Raw genomic sequence first — 21,270 nt, forward strand, 5'->3', positions numbered from 1 at the left:
GCCGCGCATTCTACCGACTCCAAAAATTCCGTCAACTACTTTTCGAAAGATTTTTAAGTACGCTGAGCTCGCGCCCGTTTTACATATAAAGAAAGGGCAGCCGCAGGGCTGCCCTTTCTTTTGATTAAAGCCAGCCTACTTAAAGCCAGCTCGCAACTTAGACCTTAACGCAAACCTGCCGCGTAATCTGCAACCGCCTTGATTTCAACATCCGACAGCTTGGCCGCGATAACCCGCATCATCTTTTCCGGGTCGTTACCACGGGTTTCATCGCGGAAGCTCTTTAGCTGATTTTCAGTATACGCAGCAAACTGCCCCGCCAGCCGCGGATATTGCGCCGGAAGACCGGCACCTGCCGGACCATGGCAGCCAGCACACGCCGGGATGCCCTTGCGGAAATCACCCTGACGCCAGAGCTTCTTGCCCAACTCAATGCTCGCTTCACTCTTGGCCGCTTCCGGCTTCAATTTCTGGCTTGCATACCAGGCCGCGACATCACGCATACCCTGATCATCAATAGCAGCAGCCATACCCGCCATGATTGCGTTGTCACGCAGCGCCGGCTTATCACCCACAGGCTTGAAATTGCTCAGCTGCTTGTAGATGTACTGTTCAACCTGACCAGCGAGATGCGGGTTGGCGGCGTCCATGCTATTGCCGTCGGCCCCGTGGCAGGCCACACAGATCGACTCAGCGATCAACTTGCCTTTCTCCGGATCAGCCTTGGCTGCAGCCTGTTCAGAGGCATGGGTAACGATACTGGTGGCAAAGAGGATTGCCAGTGCCGCGGTACGAATCATTTTCGAGCTCCTAGTGCGCATAGGGAGGCGCTTTGGCCAGAAGGAAGGTAACAAACCTGATATTCTATATTAAGTTTTCTTTATCAAGGCGGGTACCCCGCGTTTTTTATGCCCTTATTCCAGAACGCGTCTTTCCTGACCACGGTCGCCAATCTGCGGGATCTTCCTGCGGATGCAGTGTACGAAGTTGCCTTCGCCGGGCGCTCCAATGCCGGCAAGTCCTCTGCAATCAACACGCTCGCAGGTCGCGTACGCCTGGCCTATGTCAGCAAAACCCCCGGCCGCACACAACACCTCAATTACTTCACGCTGGCGCCAGGAAAATATTTCGTGGACTTGCCGGGCTACGGGTTTGCCAAGGCGCCGGAAGACATCCGCCGTCAGTGGGAAGGCTTGATTGGCCCCTACTTGAGCAAACACTCACCGCTGGCAGGGCTGGTGGTCATCATGGATTGCCGCCGCCCGTTTACGGATCTCGACCGCAACCTGATTGCCTGGTTCCGGCCGAGCGGTCGCCCCATCCACATCCTGCTCTCGAAAGCCGACAAATTGTCGCGCCAGGAGCAGACCAAGGTTTTGCGCGGTGTCGAAAGCGAGATCGCCGGCTGGGGCGAAGGCCAATACAGCGTGCAGCTGTTTTCCAGCCTGAAAAAAACGGGGGTCGAGGAAGCCGAATCCGTGTTGGCGCGCTGGCTGGATATCCCGCTGACGACCAAAGCAAAAGCCGCTGACACAGGCAAGAAAATGCCCCCGGACCAGGGGAGTCCGGGGGCGAAACAGCCTTGATCATTAACCAAGGCACCCGCTCAGGGAGGTGAAGCGGGCGATGACGCTAATCATCGTACCGCTCTGACCAGCCTCATCAGCGTAAGTTTCATCACCGATCATTTTTCTGCAAGGAAGACTGCCATGCTCGATCGCTTTCCCGCCACCCGCCTGCGCCGCATGCGGCGTAATGATTTTTCCCGCCGCCTGATGCGTGAATCCCGCCTGACGGCTGATGACCTGATCTACCCTGTTTTTGTACACGAACTTCCCGGCCGCGCAGCCATCCCCTCCATGCCTGGCGTCGAACGTCTGTCGATCGATGAATTGCTGAAGGTGGGCGAACAGATGCTGGAGCTCGGCATACCGCTGCTGGACATCTTTCCCGTCGTCCATCCCGACGCCAAAAGTCTGGATGCGCGTGCCGCCTGGGACTCGGACGGCCTCGCACAACGTGCCGTGCGCGCGCTCAAGGCACGCTTCCCGGAACTCGGCGTCATGACAGATGTGGCACTCGACCCCTTCACCACGCACGGACAAGACGGCATCATCGACGACAGCGGTTATGTCGAAAACGACATCACGACCGAAGCCTTGGTACGTCAGGCGGTATCGCACGCCGAGGCAGGCGTCGACATCGTCTCCCCCTCGGACATGATGGATGGACGCATTGGCGCCATCCGCCAGGCCCTCGAAACAGCCGGTCATATCAACACGCGCATCATGGCTTATTCCGCAAAATATGCCTCCGCCTTCTACGGCCCGTTCCGTGACGCACTGGGTACAGCAGGCAATCTCGGCAAGGGCAATAAGTACACCTACCAGATGGACCCGGCCAACAGTGATGAAGCGCTACGCGAAGTCGCGCAAGACATTGCAGAAGGCGCCGACATGGTCATGGTCAAACCGGGCATGCCTTACCTCGACATCGTGCGCCGGGTAAAGGACGAGTTCGGCGTTCCCACCTTCGCCTACCAGGTCAGCGGTGAATACGCCATGCTCAAAGCTGCCGCGCAAAATGGCTGGCTGAACGAAGAAGCCGTGGTGATGGAAAGCCTGCTTGCCTTCAAACGCGCCGGTGCTGACGGCATCCTGACCTATTTCGCCCTTGACGCGGCACGCTACCTGAAGCAACTGGGCTAAAAACCGTTCGACCGAGCCCCGTCGCTCAACCGCAAAAGAGCGAGCCCGGATTGTTCCGGGCTCGCTCTTTTGTTTTTCACCACCCGCAACAGCTTGCCCGACGACTTTCCCCTGACAAGCCGACTTTCAGTCAGTTGAACAGGGCCGCCAGGGCCTCACCCGGCTCCGGCGCCCGCATGAAGGCTTCGCCGACAAGGAAAGCGTGCACATCGTTTTCACGCATGCGGATGACGTCACCGCGACTGAGAATACCGCTTTCGGTCACTACGATACGCTCTGCCGGAATCCGCGGCAGCAGCCCCAGCGTGGTTTCCAGACTGACCTCAAATGTACGCAGGTTGCGGTTATTGATTCCCAGCAGCGGCGTTTGCAATTGCAGCGCCGCTTCCAGCTCAAGACCGTCATGCACTTCGACCAGCACCGCCATGCCGTAATCCATCGCCTGCCGCTCCAGGGCCTGCATCTGCGGCAAATCCAGCGCGGCGGCGATCAGCAGAATCGCATCAGCCCCCATCGCCCTGGCTTCAGCCACCTGATAGGCATCGATCAGGAAATCCTTGCGCAACACCGGCAACGTACAGGCCGCGCGCGCCGCCTGCAGGTATTCCGGCGCACCTTGAAAGTACTGGCGATCGGTCAGAACCGAAAGACAGGCCGCACCATGTTCGGCGTAGCTGCGCGCGATATCTGCCGGACGGAAATCAGCGCGGATCACACCTTTTGAGGGGCTGGCGCGCTTGATTTCTGCAATCACCGCGCTTTGCCCGTTCTCTATCTTCTGGCGAATCGCCGCGACGAAATCACGCGGCGCACCTTGCTGGGCAATCTCCGCTTCCAGCTGCGCCATGCTTTTCACACCGCGGGCCGCTGCCACTTCTTCGTGTTTGGTGGCGATGATCTTGTTCAGAATGTCACTCACGCTTTTCCCTCCGCCCCCAGACGTTGCGTCGTCCGGACGAAGCTTTCCAGTTTCTGCCGTGCTGCACCGCTCGCAATTGCCTCACGCGCCCGCTCGATGCCGTCAGCAATGCTGTCCGCCACATTGGCCACATACAGTGCCGCCCCGGCATTCAGGCAGACAATCTCTCGCGCCGCGCCGGGCTGGTTATCAAGTGCGCCCAGCAGCATGGCGCGTGACTCTGCTGCGCTGCCCACACGCAGATTGCGTAACGACAGCATCTGCAGGCCAAAATCTTCCGGGTGAATTTCGTATTCGCGCACTTCACCGTCCTTCAACTCACCCACCAGGGTGGCTGCGCCGAGGGAAATTTCATCCAGACTATCCTTGCCATGCACCACCAGCACACGCTGTGCGCCCAAGCGCTGCATCACGCGGACCTGAATACCGACGAGGTCAGGGTGGAACACCCCCATCAGGGTGTTGGGTGCCCCCGCAGGATTGGTCAGCGGTCCCAGAATATTGAAAATCGTGCGCACCCCCATTTCGCGACGTACCGGCGCAACGTGCTTCATGGCACTGTGGTGGTTGGGGGCAAACATGAAACCGATGCCGCATTCTTCGATACAGGCGGCCACCTGCTCCGGCCCGAGATTGATGTTGGCACCGAGGGCTTCCAGCACATCGGCGCTTCCCGAGCTTGATGACACACTGCGACCGCCGTGCTTGGCCACCTTGGCGCCGGCCGCTGCAGCAACAAAAATCGAGGCTGTGGAAATATTGAAGCTATTCGCCGCGTCGCCGCCCGTACCAACGATATCGACAAATTTACGGTCATAGGGGACCTTGACCGGGGTCGCCAGTTCGCGCATGACGCTAGCCGCTGCCGCGATCTCGCCAATGGTTTCCTTCTTCACGCGCAAACCGGCAATGATCGCGGCCGTCATCACGGGCGAGACATCGCCGCGCATGATCTGGCGCATCAGTGACACCATTTCGTCGTGGAAGATTTCGCGGTGCTCAATCACACGCTGCAGTGCGTCTTGCGGGGTCATGCGCGGTGCTCCTCAAGAAAATTATTCAATAGCTCATGACCGCACTCGGTCAGAATCGACTCGGGATGGAACTGCATACCTTCGACCGCGAGAGTTTTGTGGCGCACGCCCATGATCTCGCCATCGGCCGTCCACGCCGTAATGTCCAGGCATTCCGGCAAACTGCTGCGCTTGATGGCCAGCGAGTGGTAACGGGTGCAGGTCAGCGGATTGGGCAAATTGCGGAACACCCCCACATTTTTGTGCTCGACCGGCGACACTTTCCCGTGCATGAGTTGCTGCGCCCGCACGATCCGCCCACCAAACGCCTCGCCAATCGCCTGATGGCCCAGGCAAACGCCGAGCACGGGAATTTTTCCGGCAAATTCGCGGATCGCGGCCAGGGAAATACCCGCCTGCGCTGGTGCGCACGGCCCCGGGGAAATCACCAGATAGTCCGGCGCCAGCGCTGCGATTTCCGGCAAGCCAATCTCGTCATTGCGAAACACCCGCACATCCTGGCCCAACTCACCGAAATACTGCACCAGGTTGTAGGTGAAGCTGTCGTAGTTATCGATCATCAGCAACATGGTGTTCTCCTCACAGCTTCGTATCGAGGCCGGCTTCGGCCAGTTCAGCGGCGCGCAACACCGCCCGTGCCTTGTTCTGGGTTTCCTGCCATTCCGCATCGGGGTCAGAATCCGCCACGATGCCCGCCCCCGCCTGCACGTGTAGCTGCCCATCCTTGACCACCGCCGTACGGATGGCGATCGCCAGATCCATGTCGCCGTTAAAGCCCAGATAACCCACCGACCCGGCATAGACACCGCGCTTGACGGGTTCCAGTTCATCAATGATTTCCATCGCCCGCACCTTGGGCGCACCGGAGACTGTCCCCGCCGGGAAGGTGGCGCGCAGCACATCCATCGCGGCCAAGCCGTCCGCGAGGCGACCTTCGACATTGGAGACGATGTGCATCACATGCGAATAACGTTCGATGGTCATGCGTTCTGTCAGCTTGACGCTGCCGATCCTGGCGACCCGACCACAATCATTGCGCCCCAGATCGAGCAACTGCGTGTGCTCGGCCAGTTCTTTCTGGTCGGCCAGCAGATCGCTCGCCAGCGCGGCATCTTCTTCCGGCGTCGCACCACGTTTGCGCGTTCCGGCGATAGGGCGCACCGTAATGCGCTCCCCCTCCAGACGCACCAGAATCTCGGGCGAAGCACCAACGACCTGGTAATCCTCGAAATCGAAATAGAACATGTAGGGCGACGGATTCAGACTGCGCAGCGTCCGGTACAGCGCCAGCGGGCTGGCATGAAACGGTTTGCTCATGCGCTGCGACAGCACCACCTGCATGATGTCGCCGCTGGCGATGTAGTCCTTGGCCTGACGGACCGCAGCCTTGAACTCCGCTTCGCCAAAGGACGATTCGGCAGGTGCCGAAGCAGCGGGCTGCTCGGCGGGGATCCGGGCGGGCTGGCGCAGCTTGCCCAGCAGTTCCCGCAGCCGTGCCTGTGCCTTCTGGTAGGCCCCGGGAAACCCGGGCTCGGCATAGACGATGAGCGTGAGCTTGCCGGACAGATTGTCGACCACGGCAATTTCTTCCGACAGCAGAAGATGAATATCCGGAGTATTGATCGTGTCGGCGAGAGGTCTGTTGCGGATCGTGTCCTGCAAGCGCCGTTCGATGTAGCGAATGGTGTCGTAACCGAAGCAGCCGACCAGCCCTCCGAGAAAGCGCGGCAGCCCCTTGGCCTCCGGCGCCTTGAAGCGTGCCATGTAGTGCTCGATGAAAGACAGCGGATTCCCGCCCTGATCGCGCTCGGCAATGCGATTGCCGGTCAGCACCAGCACTTCGTCGGCACGTACCACAATGCGGGTCGTCGCGGCAAGGCCAATGATGGAGTAGCGACCAAAACGCTCCCCCCCTTGCACCGATTCCAGCAGATAGGAAAAAGGTTCGCCTGCCAGTTTCAGATAGATCGACAGGGGCGTATCGAGATCGGCAAAAGTTTCGAGCGAAACCGGAATGCGGTTGTAGCCTTGGGCGGCAAGCGCCTCAAATTCAATTTCAGTCATGGGAAGCTCTCAGGTAAGACAATGATGGGAATACGCTGCAACGGGTGCGCGGCAAAAGCCGCGCCAAGGGGCAAGAGGTTACGGACGCCAGGGGCGCCAACGCGAGTCAAGTTGCCAGTTGCGGGAAATCATCATCAGTCTTGAAGTAGTCGATTTATGCTCGATTCGAGCCGTAACGCATCTGAGAGCGATGCAGACGGCGTGCGGCACAGTCTAGCCGATAGACTTTTGCGCTGTCCACACGTTTTTGCAGGCTCCGGGCAGGGCGGGCCGCACGCTCACTTTACCCTGCTCTCGGCACCTGCACTCAAACTCCTGCCAACTCAGCACGCAGAACGCTGATGATGGAGTCGTAACGGTGCGGATCGCTATCCTTGCCCGCGCCATAGACCGCAGAGCCGGCAACGAAAGCATCCACACCTGCCCGGGCAATTTCCGCAATGTTGGCTGTATTGACACCGCCGTCAATTTCCAGACGAATGCGCCGACCGCTGGCCTGCTGATAGGCATCGATCCTCGCCCGTGCTGCCCGGGCCTTGTTCAGCGTGGCCGGAATGAATTTCTGCCCACCGAACCCCGGGTTCACGCTCATCAACAGGATGACATCGATCTTGTCCATGACGTAATCAAGGTAATCAAGCGGCGTTGCCGGATTGAAGACCAAACCGGCCTGACAACCGGCATCACGGATCAGCGACAAGCTGCGGTCAATATGTTCCGAAGCTTCCGGGTGAAAGGTGATGATATTGGCACCGGCCTTGGCAAAATCGGGAATGATCCGGTCCACCGGTTTCACCATCAGATGCACGTCGATCGGCGCGTCGGTGTGCGGACGGATCGCCGCGCAAACCATGGGACCGATCGTGAGGTTGGGGACATAGTGATTGTCCATCACATCAAAGTGAATCCAGTCAGCCCCCGCCGCGATCACGTTGGCGACCTCTTCGCCCAGTCTGGCAAAATCAGCCGAAAGAATGCTCGGCGCAATGATGTAGTCCGTCGTAGACATGTTTTCCTCCAAAGTGGGCGGATTATCCCATGTGGCGCGCCAGCCCGGGCCGGCACAGGCGATTGCTGCTGCCCTCAGTCCTTCTCCACCACCACCGGCCCCGGCTCTGCGGCAACCGAAGAAATCTCTTCTGCCGTCTCGGCCGCCCCAGCGGTCAACAGCTCCGCCGGGCGCACAGCAGTCGTGTCGCCGAGCGGTTGAGCTGGCGGATCTGCAGCACTCACTCCCTCTTCTTCGTCCGCCCCAAGCGCATCGGCAATCCAGGCTTGCAGCAAGGTCCAAGTCACCGCCAGCACGACCGGGCCAATGAAGATGCCGACTAGGCCAAAACCCAGCAGGCCGCCGATGACGCCGGCAAAAATGAGCAGCAGCGGGAGGTTGGCTCCACGGCGGATGAGGATGGGACGCAGGAAATTGTCCAGCGTGCCGACAATCAGACTCCACACAGCGAGAAAAACAGCCCAACCGGTGTCGCCCTGCCAGAACAGCCATGCTGTCGCCGGCAGCAACACGATCAGGGGGCCTGCCTGCGCGATGCACAACATCAGCATCAGCGCCGTCAACAAGGCCGCCAGCGGCACGCCGGCCACCGCCAGACCCATGCCGCCGAGCGCCGCCTGCACCATGGCCGTCACGCCAACGCCCAGCGCCACCCCGCGGATAGCGCCACTCGCCAGCTGCACCGCATTCTCCCCCCGCACCCCGGCCAAACGACGGCCAAAGCGCCGCATCAGGCGGGCCGCATCTTCTCCCGTCGCGTAAAGAATCGCCGCCAGGGTGATGATCAGGACAAACTGTATGAGCAGGCCGCCCAGGCTGCCCACCTGACTCAATGCCCACTTGCCGGCACCGCTGGCATAGGGCGTGATCTGCGCCACCAACTGCGGCGCACCACTGCTCGCCGCCTGTTGCCACCAGCCACTCAGCGTCTTTCCCAGCACCGGTATGCTGACCAGCCAACCGGGTGGGGGCGGCAAACCGTTGTCGAGCAGGCGCTGCCCCAATGCCGCGATGTCATGGCTATGCGTCACCAGGGTGTCAATCGTCAGCCAGAGCGGCAGCACCAGAAACAGCAGCATGCCGACGCACATTGCCGCGATCGCCAGCGAGCGCCGGCCACCCAAGCGCTGCTCCAGCGCGAGGAAAGGCGGCCAGGTCGCCACCACGATCATCGCCGCCCAGACCCCGGCTGCGAGGAACGGCCGCAACACCCACACGGACAGGGCGACCAACCCGGCCACACAGCTCACGGCCAGGACATTGCGGGTCAGATCACGGCGAATGTCGTGCATTTCGGGTCACGAACGGTAATCAGCGTTGATCTTGACGTAATCGTAGGAGAAATCGCAGGTATACACCCGGGCACCTGCCGTACCACGCCCAAGATCAACGCGCACGGTAATTTCGGGCGACTGCATGATGCGCGCACCATCTGCCTCCTGATAGGCCACGGCACGCCCCCCTTGCTCGGCAACCAGGACGCTCTCGCCCTCGCTTTCCAGCCAGACACGCACCCCATCCACAGCGAGATCGGCAATGCCGGCATAGCCGACGGCGGCGAGGATACGGCCAAGGTTAGGATCGGATGCAAAGAAGGCCGTCTTGACCAGCGGCGAATGCCCGATGGCATAGCCCACCAAACGACATTCGGCAACGTCTTTTCCTCCCTCGACCACCACGCTGATGAACTTGGTTGCCCCCTCACCGTCACGCACGATGGCTTGCGCCAGTTCGACGGCGACGGCCATGATGGCGGCTTTCACTTCGGCCCAGCCGGCATCGGCTTCGCTCGCGAAGTGCGCGCCGGACTGCCCGGAAGCCAGCATCACGAAAGAGTCGTTGGTGGACATATCGCCATCGACCGTAATGCAGTTGAAGGACTCGTCAGCTGTTTCCTTGACCAGTTTCTCCAGCAGCGGGCGGGCAATGCCGGCATCGGTCGCCAGAAAGCCGAGCATGGTCGCCATGTTCGGCTTGATCATCCCGGCGCCCTTGGAAATCCCCGAAATCGTGATCACCTTGCCCTGTACCGTCACCTGCCGTGAAGCCGCCTTGGCCACCGTATCAGTCGTCATGATGGCGTGCGCGGCAGCATGCCAGTTGTCGAGCTTGAGATCCGCCTGCGCCGCCGGCAAACCGGCGATGAGGCGCTCCACCGGCAAGGGTTCCAGGATGACGCCGGTAGAAAATGGCAGCACCGACGCCGGTGCCACGCCGAGCAGGTCAGCCACCGCCACGCAGGTCGCTGCGGCCAGTCGACGTCCCGGCTCGCCGGTACCGGCATTGGCATTACCGGTATTGATCACGAGCGCGCGGATTTCATTGCCAGCGGCCAGTCGCTGCTGGCACAGCTGCACCGGTGCTGCACAGAAACGGTTCTGGGTGAACACACCGGCAACCGTGCAGCCGGGATCGAGCACGAACAGGCACAGATCGCGCCGGTCTTTCTTGCGAATACCGGCCTCGGCAACACCGAGGCGAATGCCGGCGACCGGCAGAAGGTGATGGGCAGCGGGCGTAGCGTAGTTGACAGGCATGTTTAGGCAGAAAAAAAGGGATGGAAAAGGTAGAAAAACCGCGCTGTCAGTCATGCACAGCACGGTTTTTCGGGTCTCACGTCAGACTGACCTCTCAGGACAGCTGACCACAGCAATGCTTGTACTTCTTGCCGGAACCGCAGGGACAGGCTTCGTTACGGCCGACTTTCGGCCCCGCCTGTGCTGGCTGGCGAGGCGCACTGTCGCCTGATGCCTCGCCCGCTTCACCCAGCGCGTCCTCGTAATCAGCGTGCTGATATTTGACGTTGCTGACTTCTGCATGCGGCGCGGTTTCTTCAACATCTTCCGGCGAGCGGATCTGCACAGTGAAGACGATGCGCGTCACTTCGCTGCGGATCTGGTCGAGCAGTGTTTCGAACAGCTCGAAAGCTTCACGCTTGTATTCCTGCTTCGGATTCTTCTGCGCGTAGCCGCGCAAGTGAATCCCCTGGCGCAGGTGGTCAAGCGCCGCGAGATGCTCGCGCCAGTGCGAATCCAGGCTCTGCAGCATGACGTTGCGTTCAAACTGGCGGAAGGTGACTGGACCGACCATGTCCACCTTGGCCTGGTACACCTGTTCCGCGCCTTCGTTGATGCGCGCCAGCATCTCCTCGTCACTCAGGGTTGGCTCTGCCTTGAACCATTCCGCCACCGGCGGGCTGATCAGCAATTCGGCGGCCAGAGCGCGCTGCAATCCGTCCAGATCCCACTGCTCTTCCACCGACTCGGCCGGCACGTGCTGACGGAAAATGTCGGCGATGACACTCTGCCGCATGGCCTGAATGGTTTCCGCGATGTCTTCGGTTTCCAGCAATTCATTGCGCTGCTGGTAGATCACCTTGCGCTGGTCGTTGGCCACATCATCATATTCCAGCAGCTGCTTGCGGATATCGAAGTTGCGCGCTTCAACTTTACGCTGCGCCGACTCCAGCGAACGCGTGACGAGCGGATGCTCGATCGCCTCGCCTTCCGGCATCTTCAGCTTGTCCATGATGGCGCGCAGGCGCTCACCGGCAAAGATGCGCAGCAGCTGGTCGTCAAGCGAGAGGTAGAAGCGCGAGGAACCGGCATCGCCCTGACGCCCGGCACGACCGCGCAACTGGTTGTCGATGCGGCGCGACTCATGGCGCTCGGAGCCGATGATGTGCAGCCCCCCCGCAGCCAGCACCTGCTCATGCACCCGCTGCCATTCATTCTTCATTTCAGCCACTTTCGCAGCTTTGGCCTCGGCACCCAGAGAATCGTCGGCCAGCACCGCATCGATATCCTTCTGGATATTGCCCCCCAGCACGATGTCCGTACCCCGGCCCGCCATGTTGGTGGCAATGGTAATCATGCCCGGGCGCCCGGCCTGTGCCACGATCTCGGCTTCACGGGCGTGCTGTTTGGCATTGAGCACCTGGTGCGGCAACTTTTCCTTGTCGAGCAGGGCAGACAGCAATTCGGAGTTTTCGATCGAGGTGGTCCCCACCAGCACGGGTTGTCCGCGCTGCGCACAATCCTTGATATCCGCAATGATCGCCGCATGCTTCTCGTCCGCCGTCTTATAGACGAGGTCGTTCATGTCCTTGCGCGCCATCGGGCGGTTGGTCGGAATCACCACCGTTTCCAGCCCATAAATCTGCTGGAACTCATAGGCTTCGGTATCGGCTGTGCCGGTCATGCCCGACAATTTGCCGTACATGCGGAAGTAGTTCTGGAAGGTGATCGAGGCCAGCGTCTGGTTTTCCGACTGGATCGCCACCCCTTCCTTCGCTTCCACCGCCTGGTGCAAACCATCCGACCAGCGCCGGCCGCTCATCAGACGCCCGGTGAATTCATCGACAATGATGATTTCACCGTTCTGCACCACATAGTGCTGATCCTTGTGGAACAGGGTGAAGGCGCGCAGGGCCGCATTCAGGTGGTGCATCAGGGTGATGTTGGCGGCGTCGTACAGGCTGCTCCCTTCGACCAGCATCCCGGCTTCCGCCAGCAGCTGCTCGGCGCGCTCGTAACCGCTTTCGGAGAGGTGTACCTGGTGACCTTTTTCGTCCACCCAGTAATCACCCTCGCCCTTTTCTTCCATGGCGCGACTGAGTTGCGGCACCACTTTCTTCATCCGCATGTAGAGATCGGTGTGATCGTCAGCCTGACCGGAGATGATCAGCGGCGTACGCGCTTCGTCGATGAGGATGGAGTCCACCTCATCCACGATGGCGTAGTTGAGGCGGCGCTGTACGCGCTGCTCCTTGCCGTACACCATGTTGTCACGCAGGTAATCAAAACCGAATTCGTTGTTCGTGCCATAGGTGATATCGGCGGCATAGGCGGCCTGCTTCGCCTCGTGATCCATCTGCGACAGATTCACCCCGACCGAAAGGCCGAGAAAACGGTGCAGACGCCCCATCCATTCAGCATCACGACTGGCAAGATAATCGTTCACCGTGATGACATGCACGCCCTGACCGGAAATCGCATTGAGGTAGGCCGGCAGGGTGGCGACCAGCGTCTTGCCCTCACCGGTGCGCATTTCGGCGATTTTGCCGTAGTGCAGGACCATGCCGCCGATCAGCTGCACATCGAAATGGCGCATCCCGAGCGCCCGCTGACTCGCCTCACGCACGACGGCAAACGCTTCCGGCAGCAACGCATCGAGACTCTCGCCCGCCGCATGTCGGCTGCGGAACTCATCCGTCTTGGCACGCAGCGCGGCGTCGTCAAGCGCCTGCATCTGTGGTTCCAAGGCGTTGATCTGCTTGACTGCCTGGGAATATTGCTTGATTAGCCGCTCATTACGGCTGCCGAAAACTTTCTTGAGAAGACCGGATATCATCGAGGACGCTCAATGTCGCAAGGACGTTGCAGGAAAGCGGTGATTCTAGCACGCCCTGTGAAGGCCTCGAGATGCGCCTAGCGCATGCCTTTACGCTTCAGCGCTTGGCCAGCTGCGCGGCGTCATCACCGCGTTTGAGAAGGGTCAGGGGATTTTGCGGCACGTTGAACATACGCACCTCGAAATGCAGGTGTGGCCCGGTCGAACGCCCCGTGCTACCGACTGCGCCTATTTTTTCGCCACGGCGAACGATCTGTGAATTGACAACATCCATGCGCTCGAGGTGCGCATAGCGAGACGTCAAACCATCGCCATGATCGACGTCGATCATGTTGCCAAACTCAGGATGGTAAGACGCCGTCAACACCACGCCATCTGCTGCCGCAACCACCGGGGTACCCGTCGGCGCGGCAAAATCCAGCCCGTCGTGACGCGAGCGCACTCCCAGGAACGGGTCGCTGCGATGGCCAAAACCAGAGCCCAGACGGGCATTTTTGACGGGCAAGGTACTTGGCACCAGACGATTTTCCACTCGCTGTTCCAGCAAGGCTATCTCGAGCAGGGCCAGCTCTTCTGAACGGTGTTCGATCTGCTCGGCCAGACGCTCAATTTCCTGCTGCAATTCACTGGCCGACAGCGGTTCGGGCAGGAACGGTCCCCCTTGGCCGGGGACTGTCTCATCCTGCGCTGACTGCGGCCGCTTGACTCCGGACAGATGCGACACCCGATCCCCCAGGCTATCCAGCTGCAACAAGCGCCCCTGCAATTCACCCAGCCGGGTCGCCATCAAGTTCAGATTATTGGTAATGAAGTCGCGCGTCTTGCGCAATTCTTTCTGCTGCACCGACAGCAGTACATCTTCCACTATCGGCAGGCGCAGGTGCAGGGACAATGCTGAAAATGCGACAGAACAGAGAAAGACCAGTCCGCAGAAGGCAAACGCACCCAATGCAATGTGGCGGGGCATAATGTGAAGCGTGCGCGCCGCTTTCAGGTGGCGTGAAACAATAATGACCTGCACAAAATCTCCTCCATGTATCAAGCGCCCGAACACTTCCTGAGCACCGATGCCGCAGCCAGCCGGCTGTTACGCCACGCCCGCCTGCTTGCCGAACTTTCGCGCCGCTTCGCAGCTGCAGCACCCGGCCCACTCGCCAGTTCGGCGCGCGTCGCCAACTTCCGTTCGGGAAAAGTCGTCATCCTCGCTGAAAATGGTGCGGTCGCGGTGAAGCTACGGCAGCTGGGACAACGGCTTTGCAGCAAATTATCTTTTGAAGGGGCCGAGTGTAGCGAGATAGAAATCAAAGTACAACCCCGACAAACACCTTTTCGATCAATGGGTTCCACCATAAAACCCATTTCACGGCGCAGCGTTGACAACCTCAAAACAGCCGCCAAGGGCCTACCCGAGGGCGATTTGCGCCGCGCCCTGGAGACATTGTTACGCCGTTGTGCTAAAGAGGAATGATCGCCAGGCGCTCGAGAAACATCAGCGCAAAAACCGCGAGTGCGAAGACCAGACCATAGCGCAGCAGACGGCCACTGAAGGCGAGGTAGGCACGTTTTCCCGTGAAAACGTAGAGTAGAAAGCCACTGCCCAGCGCGATCAGCAGGACGACAGCCAGAAGACGAAGGAACCACATCGGGCTTGCCGGGCGTCTCAGGCGGCTTGCGCCAGCCAGCGGGTCACGCCCTGCGGCGCTTGATCCGCCGCATCGAAACTGACCAGCTCCCAGGACTCCCGGGTTGCCAGCAGGGCGCGGGCGAGCTGGTTATTGAGCGCGTGCCCGCCCTTGTACGACGCGTAATCCGCCAGCAGCGGATGGCCGAGCAGGTAGAGATCACCCACCGCGTCGAGAATCTTGTGTTTGACGAACTCGTCGCTGTAACGCAGGCCGTCGAGGTTGAGCACGCGATACTCGTCCAGAACAATGGCATTCTCCAGGCCACCACCCAGTGCCAGCCCGTGTTCGCGCAGGTATTCGACTTCCTGCATGAAGCCGAAGGTCCGGGCGCGGGAAACTTCACGCACATAGGACTGTTCGGCAAAATCGATGGTCGCTTCCTGCGCCGACTTGTCGATCGCAGGATGCTTGAAATCAATGGAAAAACTCAGGCGATAGCCCTCATACGGACTGAAGCGCGCCCACTTGTCACCGTCGCGGACCTCAATCGGCCGGGTGACGCGAATGAATTTCTTGGCGGCGTTCTGTTCTTCGATGCCCGCTGACTGGATGAGAAAGGCGAAAGGCGCCGCCGATCCGTCGAGGATGGGCACTTCCGGTGCATCCAGATCGATCCAGGCATTATCGATGCCGAGACCACACAGCGCCGACATCAGGTGCTCGATCGTCCCGACCTTGACGCCGTCTTTCTCCAGACAGGAGCACATGCGCGTGTCGCCGATCAGCATCGCCTGCGCGGGAATATCCACCGGCTCAGGCAAGTCCACCCGCCGAAACACGATACCGGTATCCGGAGCAGCCGGGCGCAGCGTCAGATTGACCTTGACGCCACCATGCAGCCCAACGCCAGAGGCGTGGATCACGGTTTTCAGGGTGCGCTGTTTGAGCATGGAGAAATATCGATTAACTTGTTGAATAAACAGGGAAGGCGGTGCACTTTATCACAGTGCACCGCCACCTTTTTTCAGAGGTACAACGTTTTTTGCGTCAATCCGCCTGTTTGCGCAGGAAAGCCGGAATATCGTAGCGATCGACGCCGCTGTTGGCGAGCGCCTCGACCGTCACGTTGCGCTTGCGGACCACCGCCGGCACATCCGCCATCTGGTTGAAGTCCACCGCCGCGCCATTGCCATAAGCGACCATGTCATGCGTGCCGGTGGCGACAGCTTCGATGATCGGCGTGTTGATGACTTCAAAGCTTTGCCGCTTGGCTGCCGTCTGGCCCAGGCCGGTGGCCACCACGGTCACCCGCAGCGCATCACCCATCAGTTCGTCGTACACCGCGCCGAAGATCACATGCGCATCTTCCGCAGTAAACGCCTTCACCGTGTTCATCACCTCATTCACTTCCTTCATCTTGAGGTTGCCCTTGGCAGCGGTGATATTAACCAGCACACCGCGGGCGCCGGAAAGGTTGATGCCTTCGAGCAACGGCGAAGCCACCGCCTGCTCAGCAGCGATACGGGCACGGTCGACACCGGAGGCCGCCGCCGAACCCATCATGGCGCGACCCATTTCGCCCATGACAGTACGCACGTCCTCAAAGTCGACGTTGATCAGACCGGGATAGGTGATGATTTCAGCAATTCCACCCACCGCATTTTTAAGCACGTCGTCAGCTGCACGGAAACAGTCGTCGACATCGGCATCATCGCCCATCACTTCCATCAGCTTGTCGTTGAGGATGACGATCAGCGAATCGACGTGCTTGGCGAACTCGGCGATACCGGCTTCCGCCGATTTCATGCGGCGACCGCCTTCGAAGCTGAACGGCTTGGTCACCACACCCACGGTCAATACACCCATTTCACGGGCCACTTCGGCCACCACAGGCGCCGCGCCGGTACCGGTGCCACCACCCATGCCGGCGGTAATGAAGGCCATGTGCGCACCTTCGAGTTGCGCACGAATCTCTTCACGGTGCGCTTCCGCAGCCGCCTTGCCGGCTTCCGGCTTGGCGCCGGCACCGAGGCCGCTCTTGCCCAGCGACAACTTGGAGGCTGCTGCATTGCGTGCCAGCGCCTGGGCGTCGGTGTTGGCAGCGATGAACTCAACGCCGCTCACGCCTTCGCGGATCATGTGCTCGATGGCATTGCCACCGGCACCACCTACGCCGAACACCTTGATGATGGTGCCCTGCGACTCGTCTTTGTCGATGATTTCAAACATAAGGACCTCCTCCGAAAAAAACCGTTAACAATCAAAAATTCTTGGAAAACCACTGTTTCATGCTGGAAAACACGTCGCTGACGCCACGTTTTTCCTGAATCTTCTGCCCCCGCCGGCGCTGCGTCTGCGCTTCCAGCAGCAAGCCGTAGGCGGTCGAAAAGCGCGGGCTCTGCACCACATCGGCCAGACTGCCGGTGTATTTCGGACTGCCCAGGCGGACCGGCATGTGAAAGATTTCCTCACCCAGTTCGACCATCCCCGGCATGGCGCTGGCGCCGCCGGTGAGCACGATGCCGGACGACAGCACATCCTCGAATCCCGCCCGGCGCAGTTCGTGCTGGATCAGTTCGAACAACTCCTCGACACGCGGCTGAATGACATCGGCCAAGGCCCGGCGGCTCAGTTTGCGGCTGGGACGATCGTCCACGCCGGCAACATCAATGCTTTCCGAGGCATCGGCCATATGTGTCAGGGCGCAACCGAAGCGGATCTTGATGTCTTCCGCTTCCCGCGTCGGGGTGCGCAGCGCCATGGCAATGTCGTTGGTCACCTGATCGCCGGCAATCGGAATGACCGAGGTATGGCGGATCGCCCCCTGGGTCCACACGGCGATGTCGGTCGTGCCGCCGCCAATATCGATCAGGCAGACCCCGAGATCCTTTTCATCTTCCGACAGCACGGCATAGCTCGACGCCAGCGGCTGCAGCACCAGATCGTTGGCTTCCAGTCCGCACCGACGCACGCATTTGACGATGTTCTGCGCCGCCGACACGGCACCGGTGACGATGTGTGTTTTCACCTCCAGGCGCATGCCGCTCATGCCGATCGGCTCGCGGATGCTGTCCTGGCCGTCGATGACGAATTCCTGGGTGAGAATGTGCAGGATTTCCTGATCCGCCGGAATCGGCATGGCGCGCGCCGTTTCAATCACGCGCTCGACATCGGCTTGCGTCACTTCCTTGTCCTTGATCGCCACCATGCCGTTGGAGTTGAAGCTCTTGATGTGACTGCCGGCAATACCGGTATACACATGGCTGACTTTGCAGTCCGCCATCAGCTCGACCTCCTGTATGACTCGGCTGATGGTATGCACCGCTTCCTCGATATTCACCACCGCGCCTTTTTTCAGGCCACGCGACTCCTGCGAGCCAACGCCGATGACGTTCAGCCGCCCTTCCTGATCGAGATCAGCCACCAGCGCGATGATGCGCGAAGTGCCGATATCCAGGCCAACCACCAGGTCCTTGTTGTCCCTGCTCATGTGCTTACTTTCCCTTCAGCTTGGCGGCATCCACCGCCGCCACCTTGATTGCAAATCCGTTTGGATAGCGCAGATCGACCACTGCCGGCCGGTTTTCCAGCGCTGCCATTTCCTTCGCGTAAACCTCGACAAACCGCTGCAACCGCTCTTCCAGCGGCCACTTCGGATGCTCCCGCCCAATCTCTATGCGCATGCCGTTGTCCAGCGTCAGCCGCCAGGCCAGTCGTGACGACAAGCTCAGCTGCACGGGCCGCTCGCCGACCGTGGCAAACAGCTCGCGAAACGCCACGAAGCGCTCCATCACCTGCCGTGCCGTACCCTGCGGTCCTTGCAGCAAGGGCAGACGGCGCATTTCGTCCTCCGCCAGCAAGGCAGCAAATACCTCGCCATGCCCATTGATCATTTCGGCGTAGCCCTCGCCCCAGCGGGCCAGCGGCTGGTGCTCCTCGACTTGTATCGCCAGCCCCGCCGGCCATACCCGCCGCACCTGCACCGCACGCACCCAGGGCAACTGCAGCAGCGCCTGCCGTACGCTGCTCACGTCCAGGGTGAAGAAGTTGCCGCGCAAACTGCCTGGCAGCAGCTGCTCGATTTCGCCGCGGCGGGTGTGCTGCAGCGGCGTTTCGAACACGACTTGCTGCACCGGCATCGCCGGCACCCGCACCAGCCACACCGCAGCTGCAGCCAGCAGCGCTGCAGCACCGACCAGAAAGAGCAGATCGGCCAGGGCGTTGAGGAGTTGCGGTTTGTGCCACATTCATTACCTCAGTCGTTCGCAGCCAGTTCAAGCACACGCCGTACCAGCACCGGGTACTCCATGCCGGCCACCCGCGCTGCCATCGGCACCAGCGAATGATCGGTCATACCGGGCGCCGTATTGGCTTCCAGAAAATAATGCTGCCCGGCTGCATCCATCAGGAAATCCACCCGCCCCCAGCCGCGCCCGCCCAGCACCTTGAATGCCTGCAGGGCCTGGGCACGGATCAGCGCCTCCTGTTCAGCGGGCAGGCCACAAGGGCAGCGATAGGCCGTGTCGTCGCGGTTGTACTTTGCTTCGTAGTCGTACCACTCGGTCGCGGGTTCGATCTTGACGATGGGCAGGGTGTTCTCGCCCAGGATACCCACGGTGTACTCGCCACCAAGAATCGCCTGCTCGGCAATCACCAGCGAATCATGCCGGGCGGCCTCAGCCCAGGCGGACGCCAATTCTCCGGCCTGCTTCACCTTGCTGACGCCGATCGAGGAGCCCTCCCGTGCGGGTTTAACGAATAGCGGCAGCCCCAGTTCGCGTTCAATGGCTGCAAAATCGCTGTCCGCAGTCAGCAGCCGGTATGCCGGCACCGGCAGCCCGGCGGCCTGCCACACCAGCTTGCTGCGCCATTTGTCCATCGCCAGTGCCGAGGCCATCACACCCGGCCCGGTGTAGGGAATGTGCATCAGTTCGAGCGCCCCCTGGATGGTGCCATCCTCGCCATGCCGCCCGTGCAGGGCAATGAAAGCACGGTCGAAGCCGCGCAGATCTGTCAGCGGCTGGCTGGCCGGATCAAAGGACTGGGCATCGATCCCCTGTCCCTGCAACGCGGCCAGTACCCGGCTGCCACTGTTGAGCGATACCTCGCGCTCGCCGGAGGTGCCGCCAAAGAGTACGGCGACCTTGCCGAAATTCATTGCCGCAGTCATTGCATTTCCACCAATTTACCGGGCACCGCACCAATCGAACCGGCCCCCATGGTCAACACCACATCGCCCGCGCGGGCGACATCCAGAATTGTTTGCGGCATGGCCGCAATGTCTTCAACGAAAACCGGCTCCACCTTGCCCACCACTCGCAAGGCCCGTGCCAGCGAGCGGCCATCGGCCGCAACGATGGGGGCCTCTCCCGCGGCATACACTTCGGCCAGACAGAGTGCATCGACGGTGGACAGCACCTTGACGAAGTCCTCGAAGCAATCGCGGGTACGCGTATAGCGATGCGGCTGGAAGGCCAGCAACAAGCGCCGGCCGGGGAAAGCGCCGCGCGCCGCGGCAAGGGTCGCCGCCATTTCCACCGGGTGGTGGCCATAGTCATCGACCAGCGTGATCGCGCCGCCGCCGGGCAGGGTGATTTCACCGTAGCGATGAAAGCGCCGGCCTACCCCCTTAAATTCCGTCAGTGCCTTGCAGATTGCCGCATCGTCCACGCCCACCTCCGTGGCGACGGCAATCGCTGCCAGGGCATTCAGGACGTTATGCTCACCCGGCACATTGAGGGTGACCGGCATCCGGCTGACGGTGCCGTTGACCCGCACACAGGTGAAGTGCATGCGCCCCGCATCCGCCACTACATCTTCGGCGTAGACATTGCAGTCCGGGCTGAAACCGTAGGTAATGGTCTGGCGCGTCACCCGCGGCATGATCTCGCGCACATGCGGGTTATCGGCACAGAGCACGGCCACGCCGTAAAACGGCAAACGGTTGAGAAAATCGACGAAAGCCCCTTTCAGGCGCTCGAAATCATGGCCGTAGGTTTCCATGTGATCGGCGTCGATATTGGTCACCACCGAAATCACCGGCGACAGGAAAAGGAAGGACGCATCCGACTCATCGGCTTCCGCCACCAGAAAGTCGCCCGCACCGAGCTTGGCATTGGCGCCGGCCGCATTCAACCGGCCACCGATAACGAAGGTCGGATCGACGCCGCCTTCTGCCAACACACTGGTGACCAGACTGGTGGTCGTGGTTTTGCCGTGGGTGCCGGCAATGGCGATGCCCTGCTTCAGACGCATCAACTCAGCCAGCATGAGCGCGCGCGGCACGATCGGGATTCGCTTTTCCCGGGCGGCCATGACCTCCGGGTTATCTTCCTTGACGGCAGTTGAAGTCACCACCGCATCGGCACCAGCGATGTTTTCCGCCGCATGGCCAATGGTCACGCGCACCCCCTCGCCTTCCAGGCGTCGCGTGGTTGCACTTGCCTGCAGGTCGGAGCCACTCACGGTGTAACCCAGGTTGGCCAGCACTTCGGCAATGCCGCTCATGCCAGAGCCACCAACGCCGACGAAGTGGATGTGTTTGACTTTATGTTTCATG

20 protein-coding genes are annotated in these 21,270 nt (G+C 60.7%); 3 read left to right on the forward strand and 17 right to left on the reverse strand.

What is annotated here, in order from left to right; translation table 11 throughout:
• Positions 1 to 164: 164 nt before the first annotated feature.
• Positions 165 to 800: a c-type cytochrome gene (locus tag JYJ39_RS07635; RefSeq protein WP_205203354.1), complete on the reverse strand. Its 636-nt coding sequence runs from the start codon at positions 798 to 800 to the stop codon at positions 165 to 167.
• A gap of 108 nt (positions 801 to 908) precedes the next feature.
• Between JYJ39_RS07635 and yihA the strand changes: the two genes are divergently transcribed.
• Both yihA and hemB read left to right on the forward strand, forming a co-directional pair.
• Positions 909 to 1,586, forward strand: coding sequence for a ribosome biogenesis GTP-binding protein YihA/YsxC (gene yihA / locus JYJ39_RS07640; RefSeq protein ID WP_205203356.1), 678 nt, complete (start codon positions 909 to 911; stop codon positions 1,584 to 1,586).
• A 123-nt stretch (positions 1,587 to 1,709) separates the two neighbouring features.
• Positions 1,710 to 2,708: a porphobilinogen synthase gene (gene hemB, locus JYJ39_RS07645; protein ID WP_205203358.1), complete on the forward strand. Its 999-nt coding sequence runs from the start codon at positions 1,710 to 1,712 to the stop codon at positions 2,706 to 2,708.
• Positions 2,709 to 2,838: 130 nt separating this feature from the next.
• On the opposite strand, the gene trpC is transcribed toward hemB, so the two are convergent.
• From trpC to JYJ39_RS07690, 9 genes are all read right to left on the reverse strand, one after another.
• A complete protein-coding gene (trpC, locus tag JYJ39_RS07650) occupies positions 2,839 to 3,627 on the reverse strand; it encodes an indole-3-glycerol phosphate synthase TrpC (RefSeq protein WP_205203360.1) in 789 nt (262 codons plus the stop codon).
• Complete coding sequence (gene trpD / locus JYJ39_RS07655; protein WP_205203362.1) at positions 3,624 to 4,661, reverse strand: anthranilate phosphoribosyltransferase; 1,038 nt, start codon at positions 4,659 to 4,661, stop codon at positions 3,624 to 3,626. Before trpD ends, trpC begins: the two co-directional genes overlap by 4 nt.
• A complete protein-coding gene (locus tag JYJ39_RS07660; protein ID WP_205203364.1) occupies positions 4,658 to 5,230 on the reverse strand; it encodes an aminodeoxychorismate/anthranilate synthase component II in 573 nt (190 codons plus the stop codon). Before JYJ39_RS07660 ends, trpD begins: the two co-directional genes overlap by 4 nt.
• A 10-nt stretch (positions 5,231 to 5,240) precedes the next feature.
• Positions 5,241 to 6,725 carry an anthranilate synthase component I gene (trpE, locus tag JYJ39_RS07665; RefSeq protein WP_205203367.1) on the reverse strand — a complete coding sequence of 495 codons (1,485 nt, stop codon included), beginning with the start codon at positions 6,723 to 6,725 and terminating at the stop codon, positions 5,241 to 5,243.
• A 307-nt stretch (positions 6,726 to 7,032) separates the two neighbouring features.
• On the reverse strand, positions 7,033 to 7,734 hold the full coding sequence (gene rpe, locus JYJ39_RS07670) for a ribulose-phosphate 3-epimerase (RefSeq protein ID WP_205203370.1): 702 nt from the start codon (positions 7,732 to 7,734) through the stop codon (positions 7,033 to 7,035).
• Between the two features lie 74 nt (positions 7,735 to 7,808).
• Positions 7,809 to 9,026, reverse strand: a complete 1,218-nt coding sequence (gene ydiK, locus JYJ39_RS07675; RefSeq protein ID WP_205203372.1) for an AI-2E family transporter YdiK — start codon at positions 9,024 to 9,026, stop codon at positions 7,809 to 7,811.
• Positions 9,027 to 9,032: 6 nt separating this feature from the next.
• Positions 9,033 to 10,271: a bifunctional glutamate N-acetyltransferase/amino-acid acetyltransferase ArgJ gene (gene argJ / locus JYJ39_RS07680; protein ID WP_205203374.1), complete on the reverse strand. Its 1,239-nt coding sequence runs from the start codon at positions 10,269 to 10,271 to the stop codon at positions 9,033 to 9,035.
• Positions 10,272 to 10,365: 94 nt separating this feature from the next.
• Complete coding sequence (secA, locus tag JYJ39_RS07685) at positions 10,366 to 13,086, reverse strand: preprotein translocase subunit SecA (protein ID WP_205203377.1); 2,721 nt, start codon at positions 13,084 to 13,086, stop codon at positions 10,366 to 10,368.
• A gap of 97 nt (positions 13,087 to 13,183) precedes the next feature.
• On the reverse strand, positions 13,184 to 14,053 hold the full coding sequence (locus tag JYJ39_RS07690; RefSeq protein ID WP_205203379.1) for a M23 family metallopeptidase: 870 nt from the start codon (positions 14,051 to 14,053) through the stop codon (positions 13,184 to 13,186).
• Between the two features lie 66 nt (positions 14,054 to 14,119).
• On the opposite strand from JYJ39_RS07690, the gene JYJ39_RS07695 reads away from it, so the two are divergent.
• Positions 14,120 to 14,554 (forward strand): DciA family protein, encoded by a 435-nt coding sequence (locus JYJ39_RS07695; protein WP_205203381.1) that lies wholly within the window; start codon positions 14,120 to 14,122, stop codon positions 14,552 to 14,554.
• On the opposite strand, the gene JYJ39_RS07700 is transcribed toward JYJ39_RS07695, so the two are convergent.
• From JYJ39_RS07700 to murC, 7 genes are all read right to left on the reverse strand, one after another.
• Positions 14,541 to 14,729 carry a hypothetical protein gene (locus JYJ39_RS07700; protein ID WP_205203382.1) on the reverse strand — a complete coding sequence of 63 codons (189 nt, stop codon included), beginning with the start codon at positions 14,727 to 14,729 and terminating at the stop codon, positions 14,541 to 14,543. The two genes, JYJ39_RS07695 and JYJ39_RS07700, sit on opposite strands and share 14 nt — an antisense overlap.
• A 17-nt stretch (positions 14,730 to 14,746) precedes the next feature.
• On the reverse strand, positions 14,747 to 15,661 hold the full coding sequence (gene lpxC, locus JYJ39_RS07705; protein WP_205203384.1) for a UDP-3-O-acyl-N-acetylglucosamine deacetylase: 915 nt from the start codon (positions 15,659 to 15,661) through the stop codon (positions 14,747 to 14,749).
• A gap of 97 nt (positions 15,662 to 15,758) precedes the next feature.
• The gene (ftsZ, locus tag JYJ39_RS07710; RefSeq protein WP_205203385.1) at positions 15,759 to 16,940 is read right to left on the reverse strand and encodes a cell division protein FtsZ; all 1,182 of its coding nucleotides are present in this window, start codon (positions 16,938 to 16,940) and stop codon (positions 15,759 to 15,761) included.
• A 31-nt stretch (positions 16,941 to 16,971) separates the two neighbouring features.
• Complete coding sequence (ftsA, locus tag JYJ39_RS07715; protein ID WP_205203386.1) at positions 16,972 to 18,201, reverse strand: cell division protein FtsA; 1,230 nt, start codon at positions 18,199 to 18,201, stop codon at positions 16,972 to 16,974.
• A 4-nt stretch (positions 18,202 to 18,205) separates the two neighbouring features.
• The gene (locus tag JYJ39_RS07720) at positions 18,206 to 18,958 is read right to left on the reverse strand and encodes a cell division protein FtsQ/DivIB (RefSeq protein ID WP_205203387.1); all 753 of its coding nucleotides are present in this window, start codon (positions 18,956 to 18,958) and stop codon (positions 18,206 to 18,208) included.
• An 8-nt stretch (positions 18,959 to 18,966) separates the two neighbouring features.
• The gene (locus tag JYJ39_RS07725; RefSeq protein ID WP_240189592.1) at positions 18,967 to 19,881 is read right to left on the reverse strand and encodes a D-alanine--D-alanine ligase; all 915 of its coding nucleotides are present in this window, start codon (positions 19,879 to 19,881) and stop codon (positions 18,967 to 18,969) included.
• Entirely contained in the window at positions 19,878 to 21,269 is a 1,392-nt protein-coding gene (murC, locus tag JYJ39_RS07730) for a UDP-N-acetylmuramate--L-alanine ligase (RefSeq protein WP_240189593.1), read from the reverse strand. Before murC ends, JYJ39_RS07725 begins: the two co-directional genes overlap by 4 nt.
• Between the last annotated feature and the right edge of the window lies 1 nt (position 21,270).

It is taken from the genome of Azonexus hydrophilus (assembly GCF_905120355.1).
GTDB lineage: Bacteria > Pseudomonadota > Gammaproteobacteria > Burkholderiales > Rhodocyclaceae > Azonexus.